Raw genomic sequence first — 16,857 nt, 5'->3', positions numbered from 1 at the left:
ATGAGACAGATTTTCAACAGCCAGCGCGTGGAAACCGTGGAAGGCGTGGCCCAGCTGCTGCGCGATGCCGGCATCGAGGTGCGCATCACCAACGGCCGCTCGTACCACAGCAAGCGCGGCAGCCAGTTCAGCTACCTGGATACCAGCAAGGCCACCACCCATCCCACGCTGTGGGTCGTGCACGCCAATGACCAGCCGCGTGCGCGCGAGATCCTGCGCGACGCGCGTCTGCTGGAAACCACCCGGCGCGACCACCCCACCGCCGAGTTCGCCTTCCGCGACCAGGCGGGCGAAGTGGCCCCGCGCCGCAACTGGGCCTGGCGCATCCGTATCGGCCTGCTGCTGGTGATCGCCGCCGTGGCGATGGTGGTGGTGATGCGCCACCGCAGCGCCCCGCCCGTGGCCCCGGCTCCCGCCGTACAGCAGGCCCCCACTACTGCCCCGGCCCATCCCGCGTCCCCGGAAGACGAAGAAGTGCGGGTCCGGATCCAACCGGCGAAGTAACCGGCGATGCCGGGCGCTGCCCGGCTCCCCGCACGGCCCGATCCCCGTAGAGCCGGGCTCTGCCCGGCTTACCGCACAGCCCGCCCCACGTAGAGCCGGGCTCTGCCCGGCTGCCCGTAGGGCCGGCTCCCGGCAGCACCGGCCAGCGGCCGGCCCTACCGGGTCACAGGCAACCGACCGGCCCCACCCGGTCACATTCTTTCGCGGCCCTCGTCATACTCGGATCACCTCCGGAAACGACGCCATGACGCCCCTGCTGACCGCCACCCTGGAACGCGAACTGCCTGCGGCCGCCTCCGGTTGCACCCAGTCGTACGGGCGCATCGTACTGGCCTGCCAGAACACCGTTACCGCGATCGCCCTGGCGATCACCCGCGACGTGCAGGCCAGCGAGGACATCGCGCAGGAGGCCTTCATCAAGGCCTGGCAGCAGCTCAACCAGCTGAGCAATCCGTCCAGCTTCCTGCCGTGGCTGCGCCAGATCACCCGCAACCTGGCCCGCGACTGGCTGCGCGCCAACCGCGGCCGCCCGCTGTCCGGCGAAGCGGCCGAGATCGCGATCAGCATGGCCGCCGACCCCGGCCCAACCGCACCCGAGCGCCTGCAGCGGGTGGAAGAGGAACTGGCGGCCGAAGAGATCATTTCGGCCCTGCCCGAAGACGCCCGCGAAACCCTGCTGCTGTACTACCGCGAGGGCCAGCGTTCGCAGCAGGTGGCCGACCTGCTGGGGCTCAGCGATGCCGCCGTGCGCAAGCGCCTGTCGCGCGCCCGTGCCAGCGTGCGCGAAGAGATGCTGCGCCGTTTCGGCGATTTTGCGCGCAGCAGCGCCCCCAGCGCCGCGTTCGCCACCACCCTGGCCTCGGCGCTGATGATCGCCGCGCCCGGCACCGCCAGTGCCGCGATCCTGCTCGGCACCGGGCTGGGCACCGGCAAGCTCGGCCTGGGCGGGGCCACGGTTTCCGGCGGCACGGCCCTGGGCTCGCTCAGCGCGGCGTTCAGCCAGACTGCGGCACCGGGCGAGATGCTGAGCCTGGGGGCGGCCATCGGCGGCCTGGTCGGCGGCATGCTGGGCAGCTATCTCGGCGGGCGCTACCTGCTGTCGTATGCCGAATCGTCCGGCGAACGCGAACAGATCCGCCGGTTCGTGGTGCTCAGCAGCGTCACCGCGATGGTGATGTGCCTGTCGGTGTTGATGCTGAGCGTGCTGGAAGCGCCGGTCTGGATCCTGTTGTCGGCGATGGCGCTTGGCATGGCCGCGGTCAACTACCAGTGCCTGTTCCCGCTGCAGAAGGTGATGGCGCCGATGCTGGCACGCGATGCGGCGCGCCATGGCCGCAGCGGGCCAAGCTGGACCTTCCAGCTGATGTATGGCCGTTGGGCGATCGTGCTGGTCACCCTGGGCGTGGCCGCACTGGTGCTGTACAGCCTGGTGCGCACCGGACGGCTCTGAACAAAAACGGGCGCCGGTCGATGACCGGCGCCCGTGCGTAGTACGTTAGAGGCTTACTTGGCCGCCGGCGCCTTCGGCGGCATCGGCGGCTTGCCATCGCGGTGGCCGCCACGCGGCCCCCCCATCGGGCCCTTGGCCGCGTCGAACTCGGCCTTGCTGAGCTGCCCGTCCTTGTTGGTGTCAGCGGCAGCGAACCACGCATCGCGATGCTGCTTGCGACCCAGCTCGCGGTCGGCCTTGTCCAGGTAGCCGTCCTTGTTGACGTCCATCTGGTCGAAGCGCGCGGCCAGGCGCGGGTCGGCCTTGGCTTCCTCGCGGCTGATGCGGCCGTCCTTGTTGGTATCCAGCTTGGCCATCATCTCGCCACGGCCACCCGGGCCGCGACCATGGCGTGCGCCGTGCCAACGCGGCAGTTCGTCGCGCGAGAGCTTGCCGTCCTTGTTCTTGTCCAGCGTGTCGAACTGCGCGGCCAGGCGCGGCGCCTTGGCGGCTTCGGCACGGTCGATGACGCCATCGCCATTGGTGTCCAGCTTGGCGCGGGGCGGTGCGCCGGCCGGCGCCGGAACGTCGGCGGCCATGGCCAGGCCGGCGGCGCCGGTGGACAGCAGCAGGGCCAGCAGCAGAAGGGGTTTGCGATTGCGCATGGGTCACTCCGGTAAGGGGAAATCGGCGTGCGGTGCATCAGCACCCACGCCTACAACAACGCGTGGCCGCCGGCGGCGTTGACAGCCGTGCCGGTCATGTTCATCTGGCGGACAGTCGCGCCGCCTGCGACGCCCCGGCGCTATGCTGTGGGCATGGCAATGCATGGCGACCGCGACGACGAGCTGCGACTGTTCCAGACCGGTGACCACCCCTGTGGTTACTGGCCGGACCGGGCCGCGCGCGACCTGGTGCTGGACCCGCATGATGCGCGGCTGGGCACGCTGTACCCCATGGCGCTGAGCTGGGGTTTCAGGCGCTCCGGCGACCTGGTGTACCGGCCGCACTGCGCCAACTGCCACGCCTGCGTGTCGGTGCGCATTCCGGTGGCCCGCTTCGCGCCGGACCGCAGCCAGCGCCGCTGCCTGGCCCGCAACGCGGACCTGGAGGTGCGGATCGTGGCGGCCGAGCAGACCGAAGAACAGTTCGCGCTGTACCACCGTTACCTCACCCACCGCCACGCGCAGGGCGGCATGGACGGGCACGGCCCGCACGAGTTCGACCAGTTCCTGATCGGGCAATGGGCACAGGGCCGCTTCATGGAACTGCGCGCGACCGGCCAGCCCGGCAAGCGCGGCGATCTGCTGGGCGTGGCGGTCACCGATGTCACCCCGCAGGGGCTGTCGGCGGTGTACACCTTCTTCGACCCCGAGCATGCGCACCGCAGCCTGGGTACGTTCGCCATCCTGCAACAGATTGCCTGGGCCCGGCGCGAGCAGCTGCCGCACCTGTACCTGGGCTACTGGATCCGCGACCACCGCAAGATGGATTACAAGCGCCGCTTCCGTCCGCTGGAGGCCTACGACGGGCGCCGCTGGCACGAATTCGACGACGCGCGGGAAGGGTACTGACTGACCCAGCAATGCAATGCGCGCCGGTGCAGAATAGGCGCATGAAAGCCTATCCCCTGATCCTTGCCCTGGCCCTGCTGTGCAGCGCCTGTGCCCAGACCCCCGCCAAGACCGCCATGCAGGAAGACGCCACCGCGCCACTGCGGATTGCCACCTACAACACCTCGCTCTACAGCGACGAGACCGGCGGGCTCATCGCCGAGCTGGAAGGCGACAGCGAACACGCCCGCAAGATCGCCGCCGTGCTGCAGCAGGTCCGCCCGGACCTGGTGCTGCTCAACGAGTTCGACTACGACGACGCGCACCGCGCCGCCGACCTGTTCCAGCAGCGCTACCTGGAAACCGCCCAGCCCGGCGGCGGCAAGCCACTGCACTACGCCTACCGCTACCTGGCCCCGGTCAACACCGGCGTGCAGAGCGGGCTGGACCTGGACAACAACGGCCAGATCGGCGGCGATGGCCGCGCCCGTGGCAACGACGCCTGGGGCTACGGACTGCACCCGGGCCAGTACGGCATGCTGGTGCTGTCGCGCTACCCGATCGACGAGGCCAAGGTGCGCAGCTTCCAGCTGCTGAAGTGGAGCACGATGCCCGGCGCGCTGCGCCCGATCGACCCGCGCACGGGGAAGTCCTTCTACAACGACCACGTCTGGTCACAGCTGCGGCTGTCGTCCAAGTCGCATTGGGACGTCCCGGTGACCACGCCCAACGGCGTGGTGCATGCGCTGGTGTCCCACCCCACCCCGCCGGTGTTCGACGGTCCGGAAAAGCGCAACGCCGCGCGCAACCACGACGAGCTGCGGTTGTGGCAGGACTACCTCAAGGACCGCGACACCTCGTGGCTGTGCGATGACCGTGGCCAGTGTGGCGGCCTCGCGCAGGACGCGCGCTTTGTCATCCTGGGCGACCTCAACAACGACCCGGTCGATGGCGATGGCCGCCACGACGCGATCGTCGAACTGATCGAAAACCCCCGCGTGCTGCGCTACCCCACCCCGCGCAGCGTCGGCGCCGAGCAGACCAGCCTGGCGTATGCGGAGAAGGGCATCGTCCGCAAGGGCGCGCCGTTCCATGCGACCGGCGATTTCGGCCCGAAGTCGGGCACGATGCGGCTGGACTACGTCCTGCCCTCGGTCGGCTTCAACTACATCGGCAGTGGCGTTTTCTGGCCGGCCAACGAAAGCCCGGACGCGAAGATCGCCGATGGCAGCGACCACCACCTGGTGTGGGTGGACGTGCGTTGATCGTTCCCCCGCGGTAGGCGACGACCGTTGGTCGTCGCGTCGGGGTTGGTGGGCGACGACGGTTGATCGTCGCCCCCGGTCCATCACCGCAATTCGATCCCGATCGCTTCGGCCGCCTCACGCGCGATCTTCCGCGCGGTGTCGATGTCTTCGCCACGCGCCAGGGTCACGCCCACCCGGCGGTGCCCATGCACGCTCGGCTTGCCGAACAGGCGCAGCGCCGAATCCGGCTGCACCAGCGCTTCGGCCACGTTGCTGAAGAATGGCACGCCTTCGCCATGGGCCAGCATCGCGCACGAGGCCGACGGACCGTTCTGCCGGATCAGCGGAATCGGCAGGCCCAGGATCGCGCGTGCATGCAGGGCAAATTCGCTCAGTTCCTGCGATGCCAGCGTCACCAGCCCGGTGTCGTGCGGGCGCGGCGACACTTCGCTGAACCACACCTCGTCACCCTTCACGAACAGTTCCACCCCGAACAAGCCCCAACCGCCGAGGTCATCGGTGATCGCCTGCGAGATCTCTTCGGCACGGGCCAGCGCGCGCGGCGACATCGGTTGCGGCTGCCAGCTTTCGCGGTAGTCGCCGTCCTTCTGCCAGTGCCCGATCGGTGCGCAGAACGACGTGCCGCCCGCATGCCGCACGGTCAGCAGGGTGATTTCGTACTCGAAGTCGATGAAGCCTTCCACGATGCAGCGCCCGGCACCGGCACGGCCGCCGGTCTGCGCGTATTCCCAGGCCGGGGCGATGTCGGCCTCGCTGCGCAGCGTGCTCTGGCCCTTGCCCGAGGACGACATCACCGGTTTGACCACGCACGGCAGGCCGATCGCCGCCACCGCCGCGCGGTACTCCGCTTCGGTATCCACGAACCGGTACGGCGAGGTGGGCAGGCCCAGGGTTTCAGCGGCCAGCCGGCGGATGCCCTCGCGGTCCATCGTGAGGCGGGCGGCGCGCGCGGTGGGGATGACCCGCAGGCCGCTTTCCTGCTCCAGCTGGACCAGGGTTTCGGTGTGGATCGCTTCGATTTCCGGCACCACCAGGTGCGGCTGCTCCAGGGCGATCAGGGCGCGCAGTGCCATCGCATCCAGCATGTCGATCACGTGCGAGCGGTGCGCCACCTGCATGGCCGGCGCATCGGCATAGCGGTCGGCGGCAATCACCTCCACGCCCAGGCGCTGCAGCTCGATGGCGACCTCCTTGCCCAGTTCACCGGAGCCCAGCAGCAGGACGCGGGTGGCGGAGGGAGACAACGGCGTGCCGAGCGTGGACATGGCGGTATTCCGGGCAACAGGGGTGGGAGCGCATTTTAAAGCTTCCGCGCGGGCGAAACCGGGGCACTTGCAACCTGATATCAATTTGATATCGTTAAAACCAACCACCAAGGACGCCCTGCCATGAAAGAGATGCCCACCCGTTCCCTGTCCGGCCTGCCGTTCCTGCTCGGGGTGCTGGTCCTGCTGGGGCTGTCCCTGTGGTTGTTCATCGCAGGCGCGCGCACCGTTCCGGTGTCGCCCGGCCTGATGTTCAGCGGCGTCGCGCTGTCGATCGTGGCCATGCTCAGCCTGACCGGCCTGTACACGGTGCAGCCCAACCAGGCGGTGGTGCTGAGCCTGTTCGGCAAGTACGTGGGCACGGTCAAGGACAACGGCCTGCGCTGGAACAACCCGTTCTTCAGCAAGAAGAAGGTCAGCCAGCGCGTGCGCAACTTCGAAAGCGGCAAGCTCAAGGTCAACGAGCTGGACGGCAGCCCGATCGAGATCGCCGCGGTGATCGTCTGGCAGGTGGTGGACGCCTCCGAGGCGGTCTACAACGTGGATGACTACGAAAGCTTCGTGCACATCCAGTCCGAATCGGCGCTGCGGGCGATGGCCACCAGCTATCCCTATGACCAGCACGAGGAAGGCCAGCTGTCGCTGCGCAGCCACGCCGCCGAGATCTCCCAGCACCTCAAGGACGAACTGGCCGAGCGCCTGGCCGATGCCGGTGTGCAGGTGATCGATGCGCGCATCAGCCACCTGGCCTACGCACCGGAAATCGCGCAGGCGATGTTGCAGCGCCAGCAGGCAAATGCGGTGATCGCCGCGCGCACGCGGATCGTCGCCGGCGCGGTGGGCATGGTGGAAATGGCGCTGGCCGAGTTGCAGAAGAACGGCGTGGTGCAGCTGGATGAAGAGCGCAAGGCGCACATGGTCAGCAACCTGCTCACCGTGCTGTGTTCGGACCGTGGCACCCAGCCGGTGGTGAACGCCGGGTCGTTGTACTGAGCCGCCGATGTCGGAGAAAAAGGCCTATCCGCTGCGCATCAACGCCGACATTCTCGCGGCCCTGCAGCGCTGGGCCGATGACGAACTGCGTAGCGCCAACGCGCAGATCGAGTACGTGCTGCGCGATGCACTGCGCAAGGCCGGGCGCCTTCCCAAACCGGATGCAAGCAAGGAGAGCAAACCATGAGTAAGCGTTGGAGCTACCTGACTGTCGAAGTAAAGCCGTCGTGGACCGGGCTGAAGTCCGATGACCTGCAGACCGAACTCAACCGTCATGGGCAGCTCGGCTGGGAACTGGTGAATGTGCTGCAGACCCAGCCGATGGGCGTGGCGGTGCTGCTGTTCAAGAAGGAGGTGTGAGGTGACCGCACCCGCGCTTTCCGCAAAGGACGTCGCTGTCGCCCCGGCCCCGGTCTGGCGCCTGCTTTGGCTGTGGGTACCGATGCTGGCCGTGGCGGCGCTGATCGTGGCCACCACGTTGCAGTCGGCCCAGCGCACCCCGCACGAACTGGGGCTGACGCTGCCGTTCCTGGCGGTGCTCACCGCGGTGCTCAGCGCGGCGTTCTTCCGCCGCCGCATCCAGCTGCAGGGTCGCGACCTTGAGGTGGTGTCCACGTTCTATCGCAAGCGGGTGGCGGTGGACGCCCTGCAGCTGGACCAGGCACGGGTGGTGGACCTGGCCGAGCATGGCAGCCTCAAGCCGGTGATCAAGACCAACGGCTACGGCATGCCCGGCTTCCTGTCCGGGCACTACCGCATGCGTGACCGGCGCAAGGCGTTCTGCCTGCTCACCGATGCCAGCCGCGTGCTGTATCTGCCGCTGCGCGATGGCAGCGTGCTGGTGCTCAGCCCGGAAAAACCCCGCGAGCTGCTGGCTGCCCTGCAGGCGCTGGCCGCGCCCGGGCGCACGCACTAAGCTGGTCGCATGCGCCGCCCCCCTGCCCTGTTGATCAACACCGCCGACATCGAACTGTGGCCCGGCGGCCTGCTGCGCGCACGCAGCAACGCCGACGCGCGTGCGCTGGCCCAGGCGCGCTGGGTACTACGGCGCAAGCGCGATGGCCGCTACCTGGCCGTTGCCACCGCGCACGGCGTGCTGCCCCTGGTACCACGCCTGATGCGCGAAGACGGCATGGAGGCCGCGCTCGACGCGCTCGACCAGCAGGCGCTGGCCCACCGCCGCAGCGCGGTGGCCGACAGCACACTGCTGGCATTGAGCGGCCTGCAGCAACGGCTGGCGCAACTGGACATCGATGCAGACGGCTACGAAGCCGCCACCGGGCTCGTGCTGGAGGCCGAACCGGCGCAACTGCACCTGGCCGGGTTCGATCGCTACCGGCGGCCGCTGTGGCTACGCCGATCTGCCGCACGCGGCTGGCAGCGCCTGCAGTTGGCGGCCGCCACCGAGGGCGTGGCGCTGGATGCGATCTCCGGTTACCGCAGCCATGCCTACCAGCTGGGTATTTTCGAGCGCAAGCGCGCGCGTGGACTGGCCGTGGCCGACATCCTGCAGGTCAATGCCGCCCCCGGCTACAGCGAACACCACAGCGGTTTCGCGCTGGATATCGGCACGCCCGGCGAACCGCCGGCCGAAGAGAGTTTCGAACACACCGCCGCGTTTGCGTGGCTGCAGGGCAATGCCGGGCGGTTCGGCTTCCAGCTGAGCTATCCGCGGGATAACCCGCACGGCATCGTGTACGAGCCCTGGCATTGGCGCTGGCGTGCTGGAAGCCCGGTGGACTGAAACCTCGTGCGCCCGGTTGCGCTGGGCTGGCGTTGCCGCGTAGCGCCGGGCTCTGCCCGGCTGCTTTTGGCTGGCGTGGCGTTGCCGGGCATTGCCGGGCAGAGCCCGGCACTACGGATCTTGCGTTGCCGGGCAGAGCCCGGCACTACGAGGGTGCGTTGCCGGGCAGAGCCCGGCACTACGGATCTTGCGTTGCCGGGCAGAGCCCGGCGCTACGGATCTTGCGTTGCCGGGCAGAGCCCGGCACTACGGGGCACCCGGCACCACGCGCTGATCAATCCTGCGAGCGGTTGGTTGTTTCTTTGGCGTCGGCGCTGAAATCGGCGATGCGCCACAGGTACAGGCTGGCGTAGGTGCGGTACGGGCCCCATTTTTCGCCGCGCGCCTGTAGTTCCTTCGGGGTGGGCATGGCCTCGGCCTTGTCCACGCGCTGGGCGCCCTTGCGGATGCCGAGGTCGTCGATGGGCAGGATGTCCGGGCGGCCGAGGCGGAACATCAGCATCATCTCCACGGTCCACCGGCCGATGCCGCGGATCGGCACCAGCGCGTCGATGATCGCGTCGTGCCCCATCACCGACATCCGGCGCAGGTCGGGAATCTGGCCGTCGGCCTCGCGCCGGGCCAGATCGCGCAGCGCCAGCGCCTTGTTGCCCGATACCCCACAGACGCGCAGTGCGGCATCGTCGATCCGGCCGAGCGTATCGGCATGCAGGCGCTGGCTGCCGATGGCCACCTCCACCCGCCCCACGATGGTCGAAGCCGCCTTGCCGCTAAGCTGCTGGAACAGGATCGCGCGCGCCAGCGCATCGACCGGGTCGAAGCGTTTGGCCCAGCCCGGCTGGGCACCAATCGGCCCCAGCCGTTTCATCCACGTGCCCAGGCGACGATCCCGCCGGCTCAGCCAGGCGTGCGCCTCCTTTACGTCGAAGCCGCGGCTGAAGCGTGGCATGTCAGCGGCGCAGCGCGTTCAGGCCGTAGGCGAGCCAGCCCAGCATCAGCGCGGTGCCGCCCACCGGAGCCAGCTGCGTGCTGAGCTTCCACAACGCCCCGGCCACCAGGCTGCCGGAGAACAGCAGGGTGCCGATCAGCAGCACGTACAGCGCCAGCTTGCCCACGCTGTTCTGCTGGGTGGGCCCGAGGACCGCCAGGGCCACGCCGTGGCCGAAGGCGTAGAGCGCGGCGGTGGTCACGTGCGACTGTGCCAGCGGATCGGCGATGCCATGCGAGGCGTAGGCCGACAGGCCCACGGCCGTGGCGGCCAGCAGGCCGCCGAAGCAGGCCAGCAGGGAGGGTTTGCGTGCGCGTCGTTCCAGGTTGAGCATGCGGACATCCTTCGAGGAATGCTCCGCGGGCGGAGCAAAAAAAAACGCGCCGCAGGAAGCGGCGCGTTTTTCGTCGTGCGTTACATCCGGTGACCGTCGGTTTACTTGACGGCCCAGTAGATGTCGTACGTGCCTTCCGGCGTGAACGACTTGTCCACGCCGTCCTTCCAGGACTCGTACGGACGGTCGATCACTTCGTTGCCGTTGGTCACCGACCACGCGCGCAGGGCGTTGCGGGCGATGTCCAGGCCAGCCATGTGGCCGGTGTAGGCCGCGTGGGCCGAACGGTGCGGGGCCACGTGCACGTACTTCACCGGGGCACCGGCGTCGATCTTGACGGTCAGGGCATCGGCAGCAGCACCCTGGGTGCCCTTCTTCTTGACCGGCTGGGCCACGTCGAAGGCGTACTTCTCGGCGCCGAAATCGGTGGTGATGATGCGGAACGGACCGGCGGCTTCGAGGTCATTGGCCTCCATCACGCGCTTGATCCACTCCTGGTTGTCCTTGATGGACTTGGTGATGGTTTCCTGGCCGCGGTCCACGTTGCCGGCAGTGACCACCAGCAGGTCTTCAACCGGGACGTCCACGATGGCCAGATCGGTCAGCGGGGCTTCGGCGGTGCGGTAGTCGATGTTGGGCACGGTGGCCAGCATGTTGGCCATGCGCGACAGACCCAGCTTCAGGTCGTCACCAACGTGACGGCTGACATACAGACCCGCGTAACGACCAAACAGGTTGAAGCCGTACTTGATGCTGTAGTCCTGGGTGATCTTGACGTTGCGGCCGCCCTTGCCGGTCGGCTCCAGGGTGAAGCTGGTCTTCTTGTCGTGGCCCTTGGTCGGGTCCTCGATGGCGATGGACACCAGCTTGTTCTTCTCCGACTCGGTGATCTCCCAGCTGCCCTGGCCCAACGAGCTTTCCTTGGAAGAATAATCCAGACGTGCGCCAACGCCGGCAGCGGGGCCGGAGAGCTTCAGTTCAACGGCGGGATCGCGCAGCAAGAGCGGGTTCCAGTCCTTGAAGCGGCGCAGGCTGTTGACCGTGTCGAACACGATCGTCATCTTGCGGTTGGTCTCGATGCTTTCGGAAATATGGCGCTCGCCCGGCAGACATACGCCAATGATGACGAACAGGCCAGCCACGATCCCCAAGGCGATCAGGAACTCGATAATACGGGTCATTCAGAAGTCTCCGGGGCCGATCCCACGGCCGGGTTGATTGAAGCGAAGCGCCAATCCTAGCAGGCTTCGCGGGTGTTGTAGATCAGGATTGGCGCACCGGTTTCCATGCCGGCAGCGGTTTTGCATAGACAAGGAGCGGAACGATAACGTATCGCGCGTGTCAGCACGTAGCGGTTCGGGAATATTTCTTTGCCGGATTCGGCCGGACGGGTCGTTTTCCGGGGCACAGCCCTTGTGGCACAAGGGATCCGGCGCATATTCAGGATATTGCACAAAGACCACCGGCCATGGCGCGCCGGTGGCCCTGGCGCGGTCTCAGACCAGCTGCAGCTCGAAGGCCTTCAATACCGCGCGGGTGCGGTCACGGACGCCCAGCTTGGACAGGATGTTGGACACGTGGTTCTTGATCGTGCCCTCGGCCACGCCCAGGGAATTGGCGATCTCCTTGTTGGAGAAGCCGCTGGCCATCAGCCGCAGGATCTCGGTCTCGCGGTCGGTCAGCGGGTCGGGCCGGTCCAGGCTGACGAATTCATTGCGCATGTGCTCCAGCCCGGACAGCAGCCGCTGGGTCACCGCCGGCTGCACCAGCGAACCGCCATCGGCCACGGTGCGGATCGCGCCCACCAGCTGTTCCAGGGTGACGTCCTTGAGCAGGTAGCCCTTGGCACCGGCCTTGAGCCCGGCCAGCACCAGCTGGTCGTCGTCGAAGGTGGTCAGGATGATGGTCGGCGGCAGCTGGCCCAGCCGGGACAGCATCTGCAACGCCTCCAGCCCGGACATCACCGGCATGCGCATGTCCATCAGCACCACGTCCGGACGGATCTGCGGGACCACCTCGACCGCCTGGCGGCCGTCGGCGGCCTCGGCGACCACTTCGATCCCGTCGTCGAGCGCCAACAGCGAGCGGATCCCCTGCCGCACCAGGGTTTGGTCGTCGACCAGGCAGACGCGAATCATCAACGCACTCCTCATGTAACAGGGGCCAGCATCAACACTGGCGCGCCGGGAACCGAGGCGCGCAGGCGGAAGCCCTGACCCCGGCGGGTTTCAATCTGCAGCTCACCGCCACATTGATACAGGCGTTCACGCATGCCGCGCAGGCCATTGCCGACCACGATGCCGTCCGCGCCCACCCCGTCATCATGCGCCTGGATGACCACCTCGCCTTCACTTTCACGCCTTACCTGGATCCACAGGTTGCGTGCGTTGGCGTGGCGCACCGCGTTGGTGATGATCTCCTGGGTGCAGCGCAGCAGCACATGGGCGCGCTCGGGGTCTTCGACGTTCAGCGGTTCGGCGATGTCCAGGTGGATGTCCAGCGACGGCACCTGTTCGGTGAGCGGGCGCAGCGCGGCGGCCAGGTCGATGGCGCCGCTGTCGCGGATCTGGCTGACCGCCTCGCGCACGTCGGTGAGCAGCAGCTTGGCCAGGGTATGGGCCTGGTGCACATGCTCCTGGGCCTGGCCGTCGGTGAGGTGCCCGGCCACTTCCAGGTTCAGGCTCAGCGCGGTGAGGTGGTGCCCCAGCAGGTCGTGCAGTTCCCTCGAGATCCGGGTGCGCTCGTTGACCCGGGCGCTCTCGGCCAGCAGCACGCGGGTGGCGCGCAGTTCGGTGTTGAGCCGGCGCTGTTCTTCACGGGCGTCGGTCTGCTGCCGCGCGACCAGGCTGGTCACGAAGATGAACATGGAGAACCCGCCGTACAGCAGCGACTGCATCAGCGCCTCGAACAGCGGCATGCGCAGGATCAGGTAGTACACCGGCAGCACTGCCAGCTGGCTGAGCAGCAGCCACAGGACCCCGCCGCGCACCTGCAGCATCCATGGGATGACCCCCGCGGCCACCATCATCAGGATGCTGCCCAGGCCTGATCCGCTCAGGTAGCTCACGCCCAGCGCCGAGGTGGTGAGCAGCAGCAGCACCACCCGGTCGTACCAGGCCGAGTGGCCGCCGCCGTCACGCAGGCCGCGGGTGAGCCAGAAGTAGCAGGCACCGAAGGTGAGGTAGGCGGTGAACAGCCAGACCGCCCAGCTGTCCAGGCCGTCGCCGCGGTGGCGCAGCAGCGATTCGTACTGGGAATACACCACGGGCAGGCCGACCATGACCCAGGTGAACAGGCCGGCCAGTCGCAGTACTCGGGTTTGGCTCAGGTATCCCAGCATGGACGCATCTTAGGCTGAACCTGCGCCCCTGCACTCCCACATAAGTCATGGGCGGCGATTCGCCCGGGCCCGCCACCCGTGCAATAATCCGATGAGGGTCCCTTGATGGACCAACCGCGTTACCCCACGGAGTCACAATGTCGATTGTCATCCGCGACGTGCGCGAGCACGAGCTCGATTCCGTCCTGGCCCTGAACAACAATGCCGGCCTGGCCATCCTGCCGCTGGATGCCGCCCGCCTGCGCCTGTTCTATGAAACCGCTGAGTATTTCCGCGTCGCCGAGCGCGACGGCAACCTGGCCGGCTTTTTGATCGGCTTCGGCAGCGACAGCCAGCACGACAGCAGCAACTTCGCCTGGTTCCAGCAGCAGCTGGACAGCAAATTCTTCTATATCGACCGCATCGTGGTCGCCAGCCGCCGTCGCGGCGGTGGCGTCGGCCGTGCGTTCTATGCCGATGCTCAGAGCTATGCCGAGCTGCGCTACCCGCAGATGACCTGCGAGGTGTTCTTGGACCACGGCGCCGACGCGGCGCTGCTGTTCCATGGCAGCTTCGGCTTCCGCGAGGTCGGGCAGAACACCATGGCCCACGTGGACGTGCGCGCCAGCATGCTGCTCAAGGACCTGTGCAGTTACCAATGGGTGCACGACACCTACGGCGACCAGCTGCCGGACGTGCCCTGGGTGGGCCATCGTCGCGAGCCGCTGCGCGCGCATCGACCGACGGGGACCTGAGGTGGCGGCAAACATGGATTTTGAACAGGCCGGTGAACTGAAGATCGGCCAGGTGGGAATCGCCAACCTGCGCATCCGCACCCTGGATGTGGACCGCCTCACCCGCGAGATGCACGACCGCGTGGCGCGTGCGCCGAAGCTGTTCGGGCGCGCGGCGGTGATCCTGGATTTCGGCGGGCTCAGCCAGATCCCCGACGTGGCCACGGCCAAGGCCCTGCTGGATGGGCTGCGCAGTGCCGGCGTGCTGCCGGTGGCGCTGGCCTACGGCACCACCGAAACCGAGCTGCTGTCGCAGCAGCTGGGGCTGCCGCTGCTGGCCAAGTTCCGTGCGCAGTACGAACGCGCCGAGCTGGACGCGGTCCCGGCCGCCCCGCCACCGCCGCCCGCGCCTGCGCCGGAACCGGCACGGCGAGCCCGCGCGGCCACGCCGGCCGCCGTGCCTGCCACCCCGGCCAAGGCACCGCAGCCAGGCCGCATGCAGACCAGCAACGTGCGCTCGGGCCAGCAGCTGTACGCAGAGAACTGCGACCTGACGGTGATGGCCACGGTGGGCGCCGGTGCCGAGGTGATCGCCGATGGCAGCATCCATATCTACGGTACGCTGCGGGGCCGTGCCCTGGCGGGTGCCCAAGGCAACACCACGGCACGTATCTTCTGCCGTGAATTCCATGCTGAACTGGTCGCCATTGCCGGCCATTACAAGGTACTGGACGATGTTCCGGACACCCTGCGCGGCAAGGCCGTGCAGGTGTGGCTGGAGCAGGACCAGATCAAGATCGCGGCGCTGGACTGATCCGGCGCCCAACCATATGAATCAGGAGAAGTCCTTTGGCTGAAATCATCGTAGTCACTTCCGGCAAGGGCGGCGTGGGCAAGACCACCAGCAGCGCCAGCCTGGCATGCGGCCTGGCGCGGCGCGGCAAGAAGGTGGCGGTGATCGACTTCGACGTCGGCCTGCGCAACCTGGATCTGATCATGGGGTGCGAACGCCGGGTGGTGTACGACTTCGTGAACGTGGTCCACGGCGAAGCAACGCTCAAGCAGTCGCTGATCAAGGACAAGCGCTTCGACAACCTGTACGTGCTGGCGGCCTCGCAGACGCGCGACAAGGATGCGCTGACCCAGGAAGGCGTGGGCAAGGTGCTGAAGGACCTGGCTGCGGACGGGTTCGAGTACATCATCTGCGACTCGCCGGCCGGTATCGAGAAGGGTGCGTTCCTGGCGATGTACTACGCCGACCGTGCGGTGGTGGTGGTGAACCCGGAAGTGTCCTCGGTACGCGACTCGGACCGGATCATCGGGCTGCTGGATTCCAAGACGCACAAGGCCGAATCGGGCCAGAACGTGCCGGCGTTCCTGTTGCTCACGCGCTACAGCCCTGCCCGGGTGGAAAGTGGCGAGATGCTGAGCATTACCGACGTTGAGGAAGTGCTGGGCCTGAAGGCCATTGGCGTGGTGCCCGAGTCGGGCGACGTGCTCAATGCGTCCAACAAGGGCGAGCCGGTGATCCTGGACCCCGAATCGGCGGCGGGCCAGGCCTATGAAGATGCGGTTGGCCGCATTCTTGGCGAAGAGCGTCCGATGCGCTTCACCACCGTGGAGAAGAAAGGCTTCTTCAGCAAGCTGTTCGGAGGGTAAGCATGGGACTGTTCGATTTCCTGAACCGGAAGAAGACGACGGCCGAAACGGCGAAGAACCGCCTGCAGATCATCATTGCGCAGGAGCGCAGCCATCGCGGTGGCCCAGATTACCTGCCGCTTCTGCAGCGTGAGCTGCTGGAAGTGATCAAGAAGTACGTGAACATCGACGCGGATGCGGTGAAGGTCGATCTGGTGAAGGACGGGGAGCACGATGTGCTCGATATTTCCGTCGCCTTGCCGGAAGGCCCGCAGCAGCCCTGAGCCTTGTCGCCCCTTCCGGTTGGGAGGGGCGGTTGAATGCATGCCATGACCACCGACGTTGCCACCGCCGATGTGCAGGTTACCTGCGTCGGCGATATCCACTTTGATGATGCCGTTGCCCTGCTGGCCGCGCACGACCTGCGGCTGCACCGGGTAGCAGCGGCCGCGCCGATTCCAGGCAGTTACTGGGGCGAGCCGGAGGCGGGGATCATCGGCAGCGATGTGTATGTGCGCGACGACACGCCGGTGCATTCGATGCTGCACGAGGCCTGCCACCTGATCGTGCTGCCACCGGAGCGACGCGCGCTGGTGCACACCGACGCCACCGATTCGGTTCCCGAAGAAGACGCCACCTGCTACCTGCAGATCGTGCTGGCCGGGCAACTGCCAGGCGTGGGCAGCGACCGCCTGATGCTGGACATGGATGCGTGGGGGTATACGTATCGCCTCGGTTCTACCCGGGCGTGGTTCGAGCAGGATGCGGAAGATGCCAGAGCGTGGTTGATCGAACGCGGCCTTCTTCCTGCGTAAATCCGCATGTGCGGTTAGTCCCGGGCGCGTGGCGACGCGCCAACCGTGTGGGCACCAGAGTGTTCACCCGGCGCTGTTCGAGCAGGACGGTGAAGATGCACTTGCCTGGTTGATCGAAGACGGGTTGCTTCTGCCGTAGAGCCGACCGTTGGTCGGCTGCTCTTGACGTGGCGTCACAGCGCACGGCAGCCGACCAACGGTCGGCTCTACCCGGCCATCGCGCGCAGGGTGATGCCCACGATTTAGGCCAGATACGTGCCCGTCGCGTAGCCC

Annotated in this window: 21 protein-coding genes; 14 read left to right on the top strand and 7 right to left on the bottom strand. The window is 67.4% G+C overall.

From position 1 onward, the window contains the following. Together GQ674_RS04185 and GQ674_RS04180 are read left to right on the top strand one after the other, a co-directional pair. Complete coding sequence (locus tag GQ674_RS04185) at positions 1-504, top strand: DUF2007 domain-containing protein (protein WP_159496074.1); 504 nt, start codon at positions 1-3, stop codon at positions 502-504. Between the two features lie 244 nt (positions 505-748). After that, positions 749-1,954 (top strand): RNA polymerase sigma factor, encoded by a 1,206-nt coding sequence (locus tag GQ674_RS04180; protein ID WP_159496073.1) that lies wholly within the window; start codon positions 749-751, stop codon positions 1,952-1,954. A 53-nt stretch (positions 1,955-2,007) separates the two neighbouring features. Here the strand turns inward: GQ674_RS04180 and GQ674_RS04175 are convergent, their stop codons facing one another. After that, a complete protein-coding gene (locus tag GQ674_RS04175) occupies positions 2,008-2,598 on the bottom strand; it encodes an EF-hand domain-containing protein (protein ID WP_159496072.1) in 591 nt (196 codons plus the stop codon). 153 nt (positions 2,599-2,751) lie between these two features. Here GQ674_RS04175 and GQ674_RS04170 point away from each other — a divergent pair, with 153 nt between their 5' ends. Both GQ674_RS04170 and GQ674_RS04165 read left to right on the top strand, forming a co-directional pair. Further along, positions 2,752-3,507 (top strand): arginyltransferase, encoded by a 756-nt coding sequence (locus GQ674_RS04170; RefSeq protein WP_159496071.1) that lies wholly within the window; start codon positions 2,752-2,754, stop codon positions 3,505-3,507. A gap of 41 nt (positions 3,508-3,548) precedes the next feature. After that, positions 3,549-4,751 carry an endonuclease/exonuclease/phosphatase family protein gene (locus GQ674_RS04165; protein ID WP_159496070.1) on the top strand — a complete coding sequence of 401 codons (1,203 nt, stop codon included), beginning with the start codon at positions 3,549-3,551 and terminating at the stop codon, positions 4,749-4,751. 83 nt (positions 4,752-4,834) lie between these two features. On the opposite strand, the gene purT is transcribed toward GQ674_RS04165, so the two are convergent. After that, positions 4,835-6,019 carry a formate-dependent phosphoribosylglycinamide formyltransferase gene (gene purT / locus GQ674_RS04160; RefSeq protein ID WP_038689714.1) on the bottom strand — a complete coding sequence of 395 codons (1,185 nt, stop codon included), beginning with the start codon at positions 6,017-6,019 and terminating at the stop codon, positions 4,835-4,837. A gap of 123 nt (positions 6,020-6,142) precedes the next feature. Here purT and GQ674_RS04155 point away from each other — a divergent pair, with 123 nt between their 5' ends. Genes GQ674_RS04155 through GQ674_RS04135 form a run of 5 tightly spaced genes read left to right on the top strand, consistent with a single transcriptional unit; the run spans position 6,143 to position 8,756 of the window. Then, positions 6,143-7,012 carry an SPFH domain-containing protein gene (locus tag GQ674_RS04155; RefSeq protein ID WP_141057245.1) on the top strand — a complete coding sequence of 290 codons (870 nt, stop codon included), beginning with the start codon at positions 6,143-6,145 and terminating at the stop codon, positions 7,010-7,012. Positions 7,013-7,019: 7 nt separating this feature from the next. Then, a complete protein-coding gene (locus GQ674_RS04150) occupies positions 7,020-7,199 on the top strand; it encodes an Arc family DNA binding domain-containing protein (protein WP_159496069.1) in 180 nt (59 codons plus the stop codon). After that, on the top strand, positions 7,196-7,372 hold the full coding sequence (locus GQ674_RS04145; protein WP_159496068.1) for a DUF4177 domain-containing protein: 177 nt from the start codon (positions 7,196-7,198) through the stop codon (positions 7,370-7,372). Before GQ674_RS04150 ends, GQ674_RS04145 begins: the two co-directional genes overlap by 4 nt. A 1-nt stretch (position 7,373) precedes the next feature. Continuing rightward, on the top strand, positions 7,374-7,928 hold the full coding sequence (locus GQ674_RS04140; protein WP_236546182.1) for a PH domain-containing protein: 555 nt from the start codon (positions 7,374-7,376) through the stop codon (positions 7,926-7,928). A gap of 9 nt (positions 7,929-7,937) precedes the next feature. Then, positions 7,938-8,756 (top strand): M15 family metallopeptidase, encoded by an 819-nt coding sequence (locus GQ674_RS04135; protein ID WP_159496066.1) that lies wholly within the window; start codon positions 7,938-7,940, stop codon positions 8,754-8,756. A 274-nt stretch (positions 8,757-9,030) separates the two neighbouring features. On the opposite strand, the gene GQ674_RS04130 is transcribed toward GQ674_RS04135, so the two are convergent. The 5 genes from GQ674_RS04130 to GQ674_RS04110 all read right to left on the bottom strand — a co-directional run bounded on the left by GQ674_RS04130 (position 9,031) and on the right by GQ674_RS04110 (position 13,418). After that, the gene (locus GQ674_RS04130) at positions 9,031-9,705 is read right to left on the bottom strand and encodes a DNA-3-methyladenine glycosylase (RefSeq protein WP_159496065.1); all 675 of its coding nucleotides are present in this window, start codon (positions 9,703-9,705) and stop codon (positions 9,031-9,033) included. 1 nt (position 9,706) lies between these two features. Continuing rightward, positions 9,707-10,078, bottom strand: coding sequence for a DUF423 domain-containing protein (locus GQ674_RS04125; RefSeq protein WP_159496064.1), 372 nt, complete (start codon positions 10,076-10,078; stop codon positions 9,707-9,709). Positions 10,079-10,179: 101 nt separating this feature from the next. Continuing rightward, complete coding sequence (locus GQ674_RS04120; RefSeq protein ID WP_128097211.1) at positions 10,180-11,259, bottom strand: SRPBCC family protein; 1,080 nt, start codon at positions 11,257-11,259, stop codon at positions 10,180-10,182. A gap of 315 nt (positions 11,260-11,574) precedes the next feature. Continuing rightward, positions 11,575-12,216 (bottom strand): response regulator transcription factor, encoded by a 642-nt coding sequence (locus GQ674_RS04115; protein WP_038689731.1) that lies wholly within the window; start codon positions 12,214-12,216, stop codon positions 11,575-11,577. 11 nt (positions 12,217-12,227) lie between these two features. Further along, positions 12,228-13,418: a histidine kinase gene (locus tag GQ674_RS04110; protein ID WP_128097212.1), complete on the bottom strand. Its 1,191-nt coding sequence runs from the start codon at positions 13,416-13,418 to the stop codon at positions 12,228-12,230. 137 nt (positions 13,419-13,555) lie between these two features. Between GQ674_RS04110 and GQ674_RS04105 the strand changes: the two genes are divergently transcribed. The 5 genes from GQ674_RS04105 to GQ674_RS04085 are packed head-to-tail and all read left to right on the top strand — an operon-like array spanning position 13,556 to position 16,584. Continuing rightward, entirely contained in the window at positions 13,556-14,152 is a 597-nt protein-coding gene (locus GQ674_RS04105) for a GNAT family N-acetyltransferase (RefSeq protein WP_159496063.1), read from the top strand. 13 nt (positions 14,153-14,165) lie between these two features. Beyond that, positions 14,166-14,945: a septum site-determining protein MinC gene (gene minC, locus GQ674_RS04100; protein ID WP_159496062.1), complete on the top strand. Its 780-nt coding sequence runs from the start codon at positions 14,166-14,168 to the stop codon at positions 14,943-14,945. Between the two features lie 35 nt (positions 14,946-14,980). Then, the gene (gene minD / locus GQ674_RS04095; RefSeq protein WP_038689737.1) at positions 14,981-15,790 is read left to right on the top strand and encodes a septum site-determining protein MinD; all 810 of its coding nucleotides are present in this window, start codon (positions 14,981-14,983) and stop codon (positions 15,788-15,790) included. Positions 15,791-15,792: 2 nt separating this feature from the next. Further along, positions 15,793-16,053, top strand: a complete 261-nt coding sequence (gene minE, locus GQ674_RS04090) for a cell division topological specificity factor MinE (protein ID WP_017355894.1) — start codon at positions 15,793-15,795, stop codon at positions 16,051-16,053. Between the two features lie 45 nt (positions 16,054-16,098). Continuing rightward, positions 16,099-16,584 carry a hypothetical protein gene (locus GQ674_RS04085; protein ID WP_159496061.1) on the top strand — a complete coding sequence of 162 codons (486 nt, stop codon included), beginning with the start codon at positions 16,099-16,101 and terminating at the stop codon, positions 16,582-16,584. Positions 16,585-16,857 lie beyond the last annotated feature (273 nt).

The sequence above is a fragment of the Stenotrophomonas sp. 364 genome (assembly GCF_009832905.1).
Taxonomy (GTDB): Bacteria; Pseudomonadota; Gammaproteobacteria; order Xanthomonadales; family Xanthomonadaceae; genus Stenotrophomonas; species Stenotrophomonas maltophilia_AP.
The sequence above is the reverse complement of the archived record's forward strand: the minus strand, read 5'-3'. Positions and strand labels throughout refer to the sequence as shown.

What these genes read in the sequence shown, in the direction of transcription:
- GQ674_RS04175 (WP_159496072.1), bottom strand. Translation starts at nt 2,598, where the DNA reads ATGCGCAATCGCAAACCCCTTCTGCTGCTGGCCCTGCTGCTGTCCACC.
- GQ674_RS04120 (WP_128097211.1), bottom strand. Translation starts at nt 11,259, where the DNA reads ATGACCCGTATTATCGAGTTCCTGATCGCCTTGGGGATCGTGGCTGGC.
- GQ674_RS04130 (WP_159496065.1), bottom strand. Translation starts at nt 9,705, where the DNA reads ATGCCACGCTTCAGCCGCGGCTTCGACGTAAAGGAGGCGCACGCCTGG.
- GQ674_RS04105 (WP_159496063.1), top strand. Translation starts at nt 13,556, where the DNA reads ATGTCGATTGTCATCCGCGACGTGCGCGAGCACGAGCTCGATTCCGTC.
- GQ674_RS04110 (WP_128097212.1), bottom strand. Translation starts at nt 13,418, where the DNA reads ATGCTGGGATACCTGAGCCAAACCCGAGTACTGCGACTGGCCGGCCTG.
- GQ674_RS04115 (WP_038689731.1), bottom strand. Translation starts at nt 12,216, where the DNA reads ATGATTCGCGTCTGCCTGGTCGACGACCAAACCCTGGTGCGGCAGGGG.
- GQ674_RS04135 (WP_159496066.1), top strand. Translation starts at nt 7,938, where the DNA reads ATGCGCCGCCCCCCTGCCCTGTTGATCAACACCGCCGACATCGAACTG.
- purT (WP_038689714.1), bottom strand. Translation starts at nt 6,019, where the DNA reads ATGTCCACGCTCGGCACGCCGTTGTCTCCCTCCGCCACCCGCGTCCTG.
- minC (WP_159496062.1), top strand. Translation starts at nt 14,166, where the DNA reads ATGGATTTTGAACAGGCCGGTGAACTGAAGATCGGCCAGGTGGGAATC.
- GQ674_RS04165 (WP_159496070.1), top strand. Translation starts at nt 3,549, where the DNA reads ATGAAAGCCTATCCCCTGATCCTTGCCCTGGCCCTGCTGTGCAGCGCC.
- GQ674_RS04180 (WP_159496073.1), top strand. Translation starts at nt 749, where the DNA reads ATGACGCCCCTGCTGACCGCCACCCTGGAACGCGAACTGCCTGCGGCC.
- GQ674_RS04085 (WP_159496061.1), top strand. Translation starts at nt 16,099, where the DNA reads ATGACCACCGACGTTGCCACCGCCGATGTGCAGGTTACCTGCGTCGGC.
- minE (WP_017355894.1), top strand. Translation starts at nt 15,793, where the DNA reads ATGGGACTGTTCGATTTCCTGAACCGGAAGAAGACGACGGCCGAAACG.
- GQ674_RS04150 (WP_159496069.1), top strand. Translation starts at nt 7,020, where the DNA reads ATGTCGGAGAAAAAGGCCTATCCGCTGCGCATCAACGCCGACATTCTC.
- GQ674_RS04125 (WP_159496064.1), bottom strand. Translation starts at nt 10,078, where the DNA reads ATGCTCAACCTGGAACGACGCGCACGCAAACCCTCCCTGCTGGCCTGC.
- GQ674_RS04155 (WP_141057245.1), top strand. Translation starts at nt 6,143, where the DNA reads ATGAAAGAGATGCCCACCCGTTCCCTGTCCGGCCTGCCGTTCCTGCTC.
- GQ674_RS04185 (WP_159496074.1), top strand. Translation starts at nt 1, where the DNA reads ATGAGACAGATTTTCAACAGCCAGCGCGTGGAAACCGTGGAAGGCGTG.
- GQ674_RS04145 (WP_159496068.1), top strand. Translation starts at nt 7,196, where the DNA reads ATGAGTAAGCGTTGGAGCTACCTGACTGTCGAAGTAAAGCCGTCGTGG.
- GQ674_RS04170 (WP_159496071.1), top strand. Translation starts at nt 2,752, where the DNA reads ATGGCAATGCATGGCGACCGCGACGACGAGCTGCGACTGTTCCAGACC.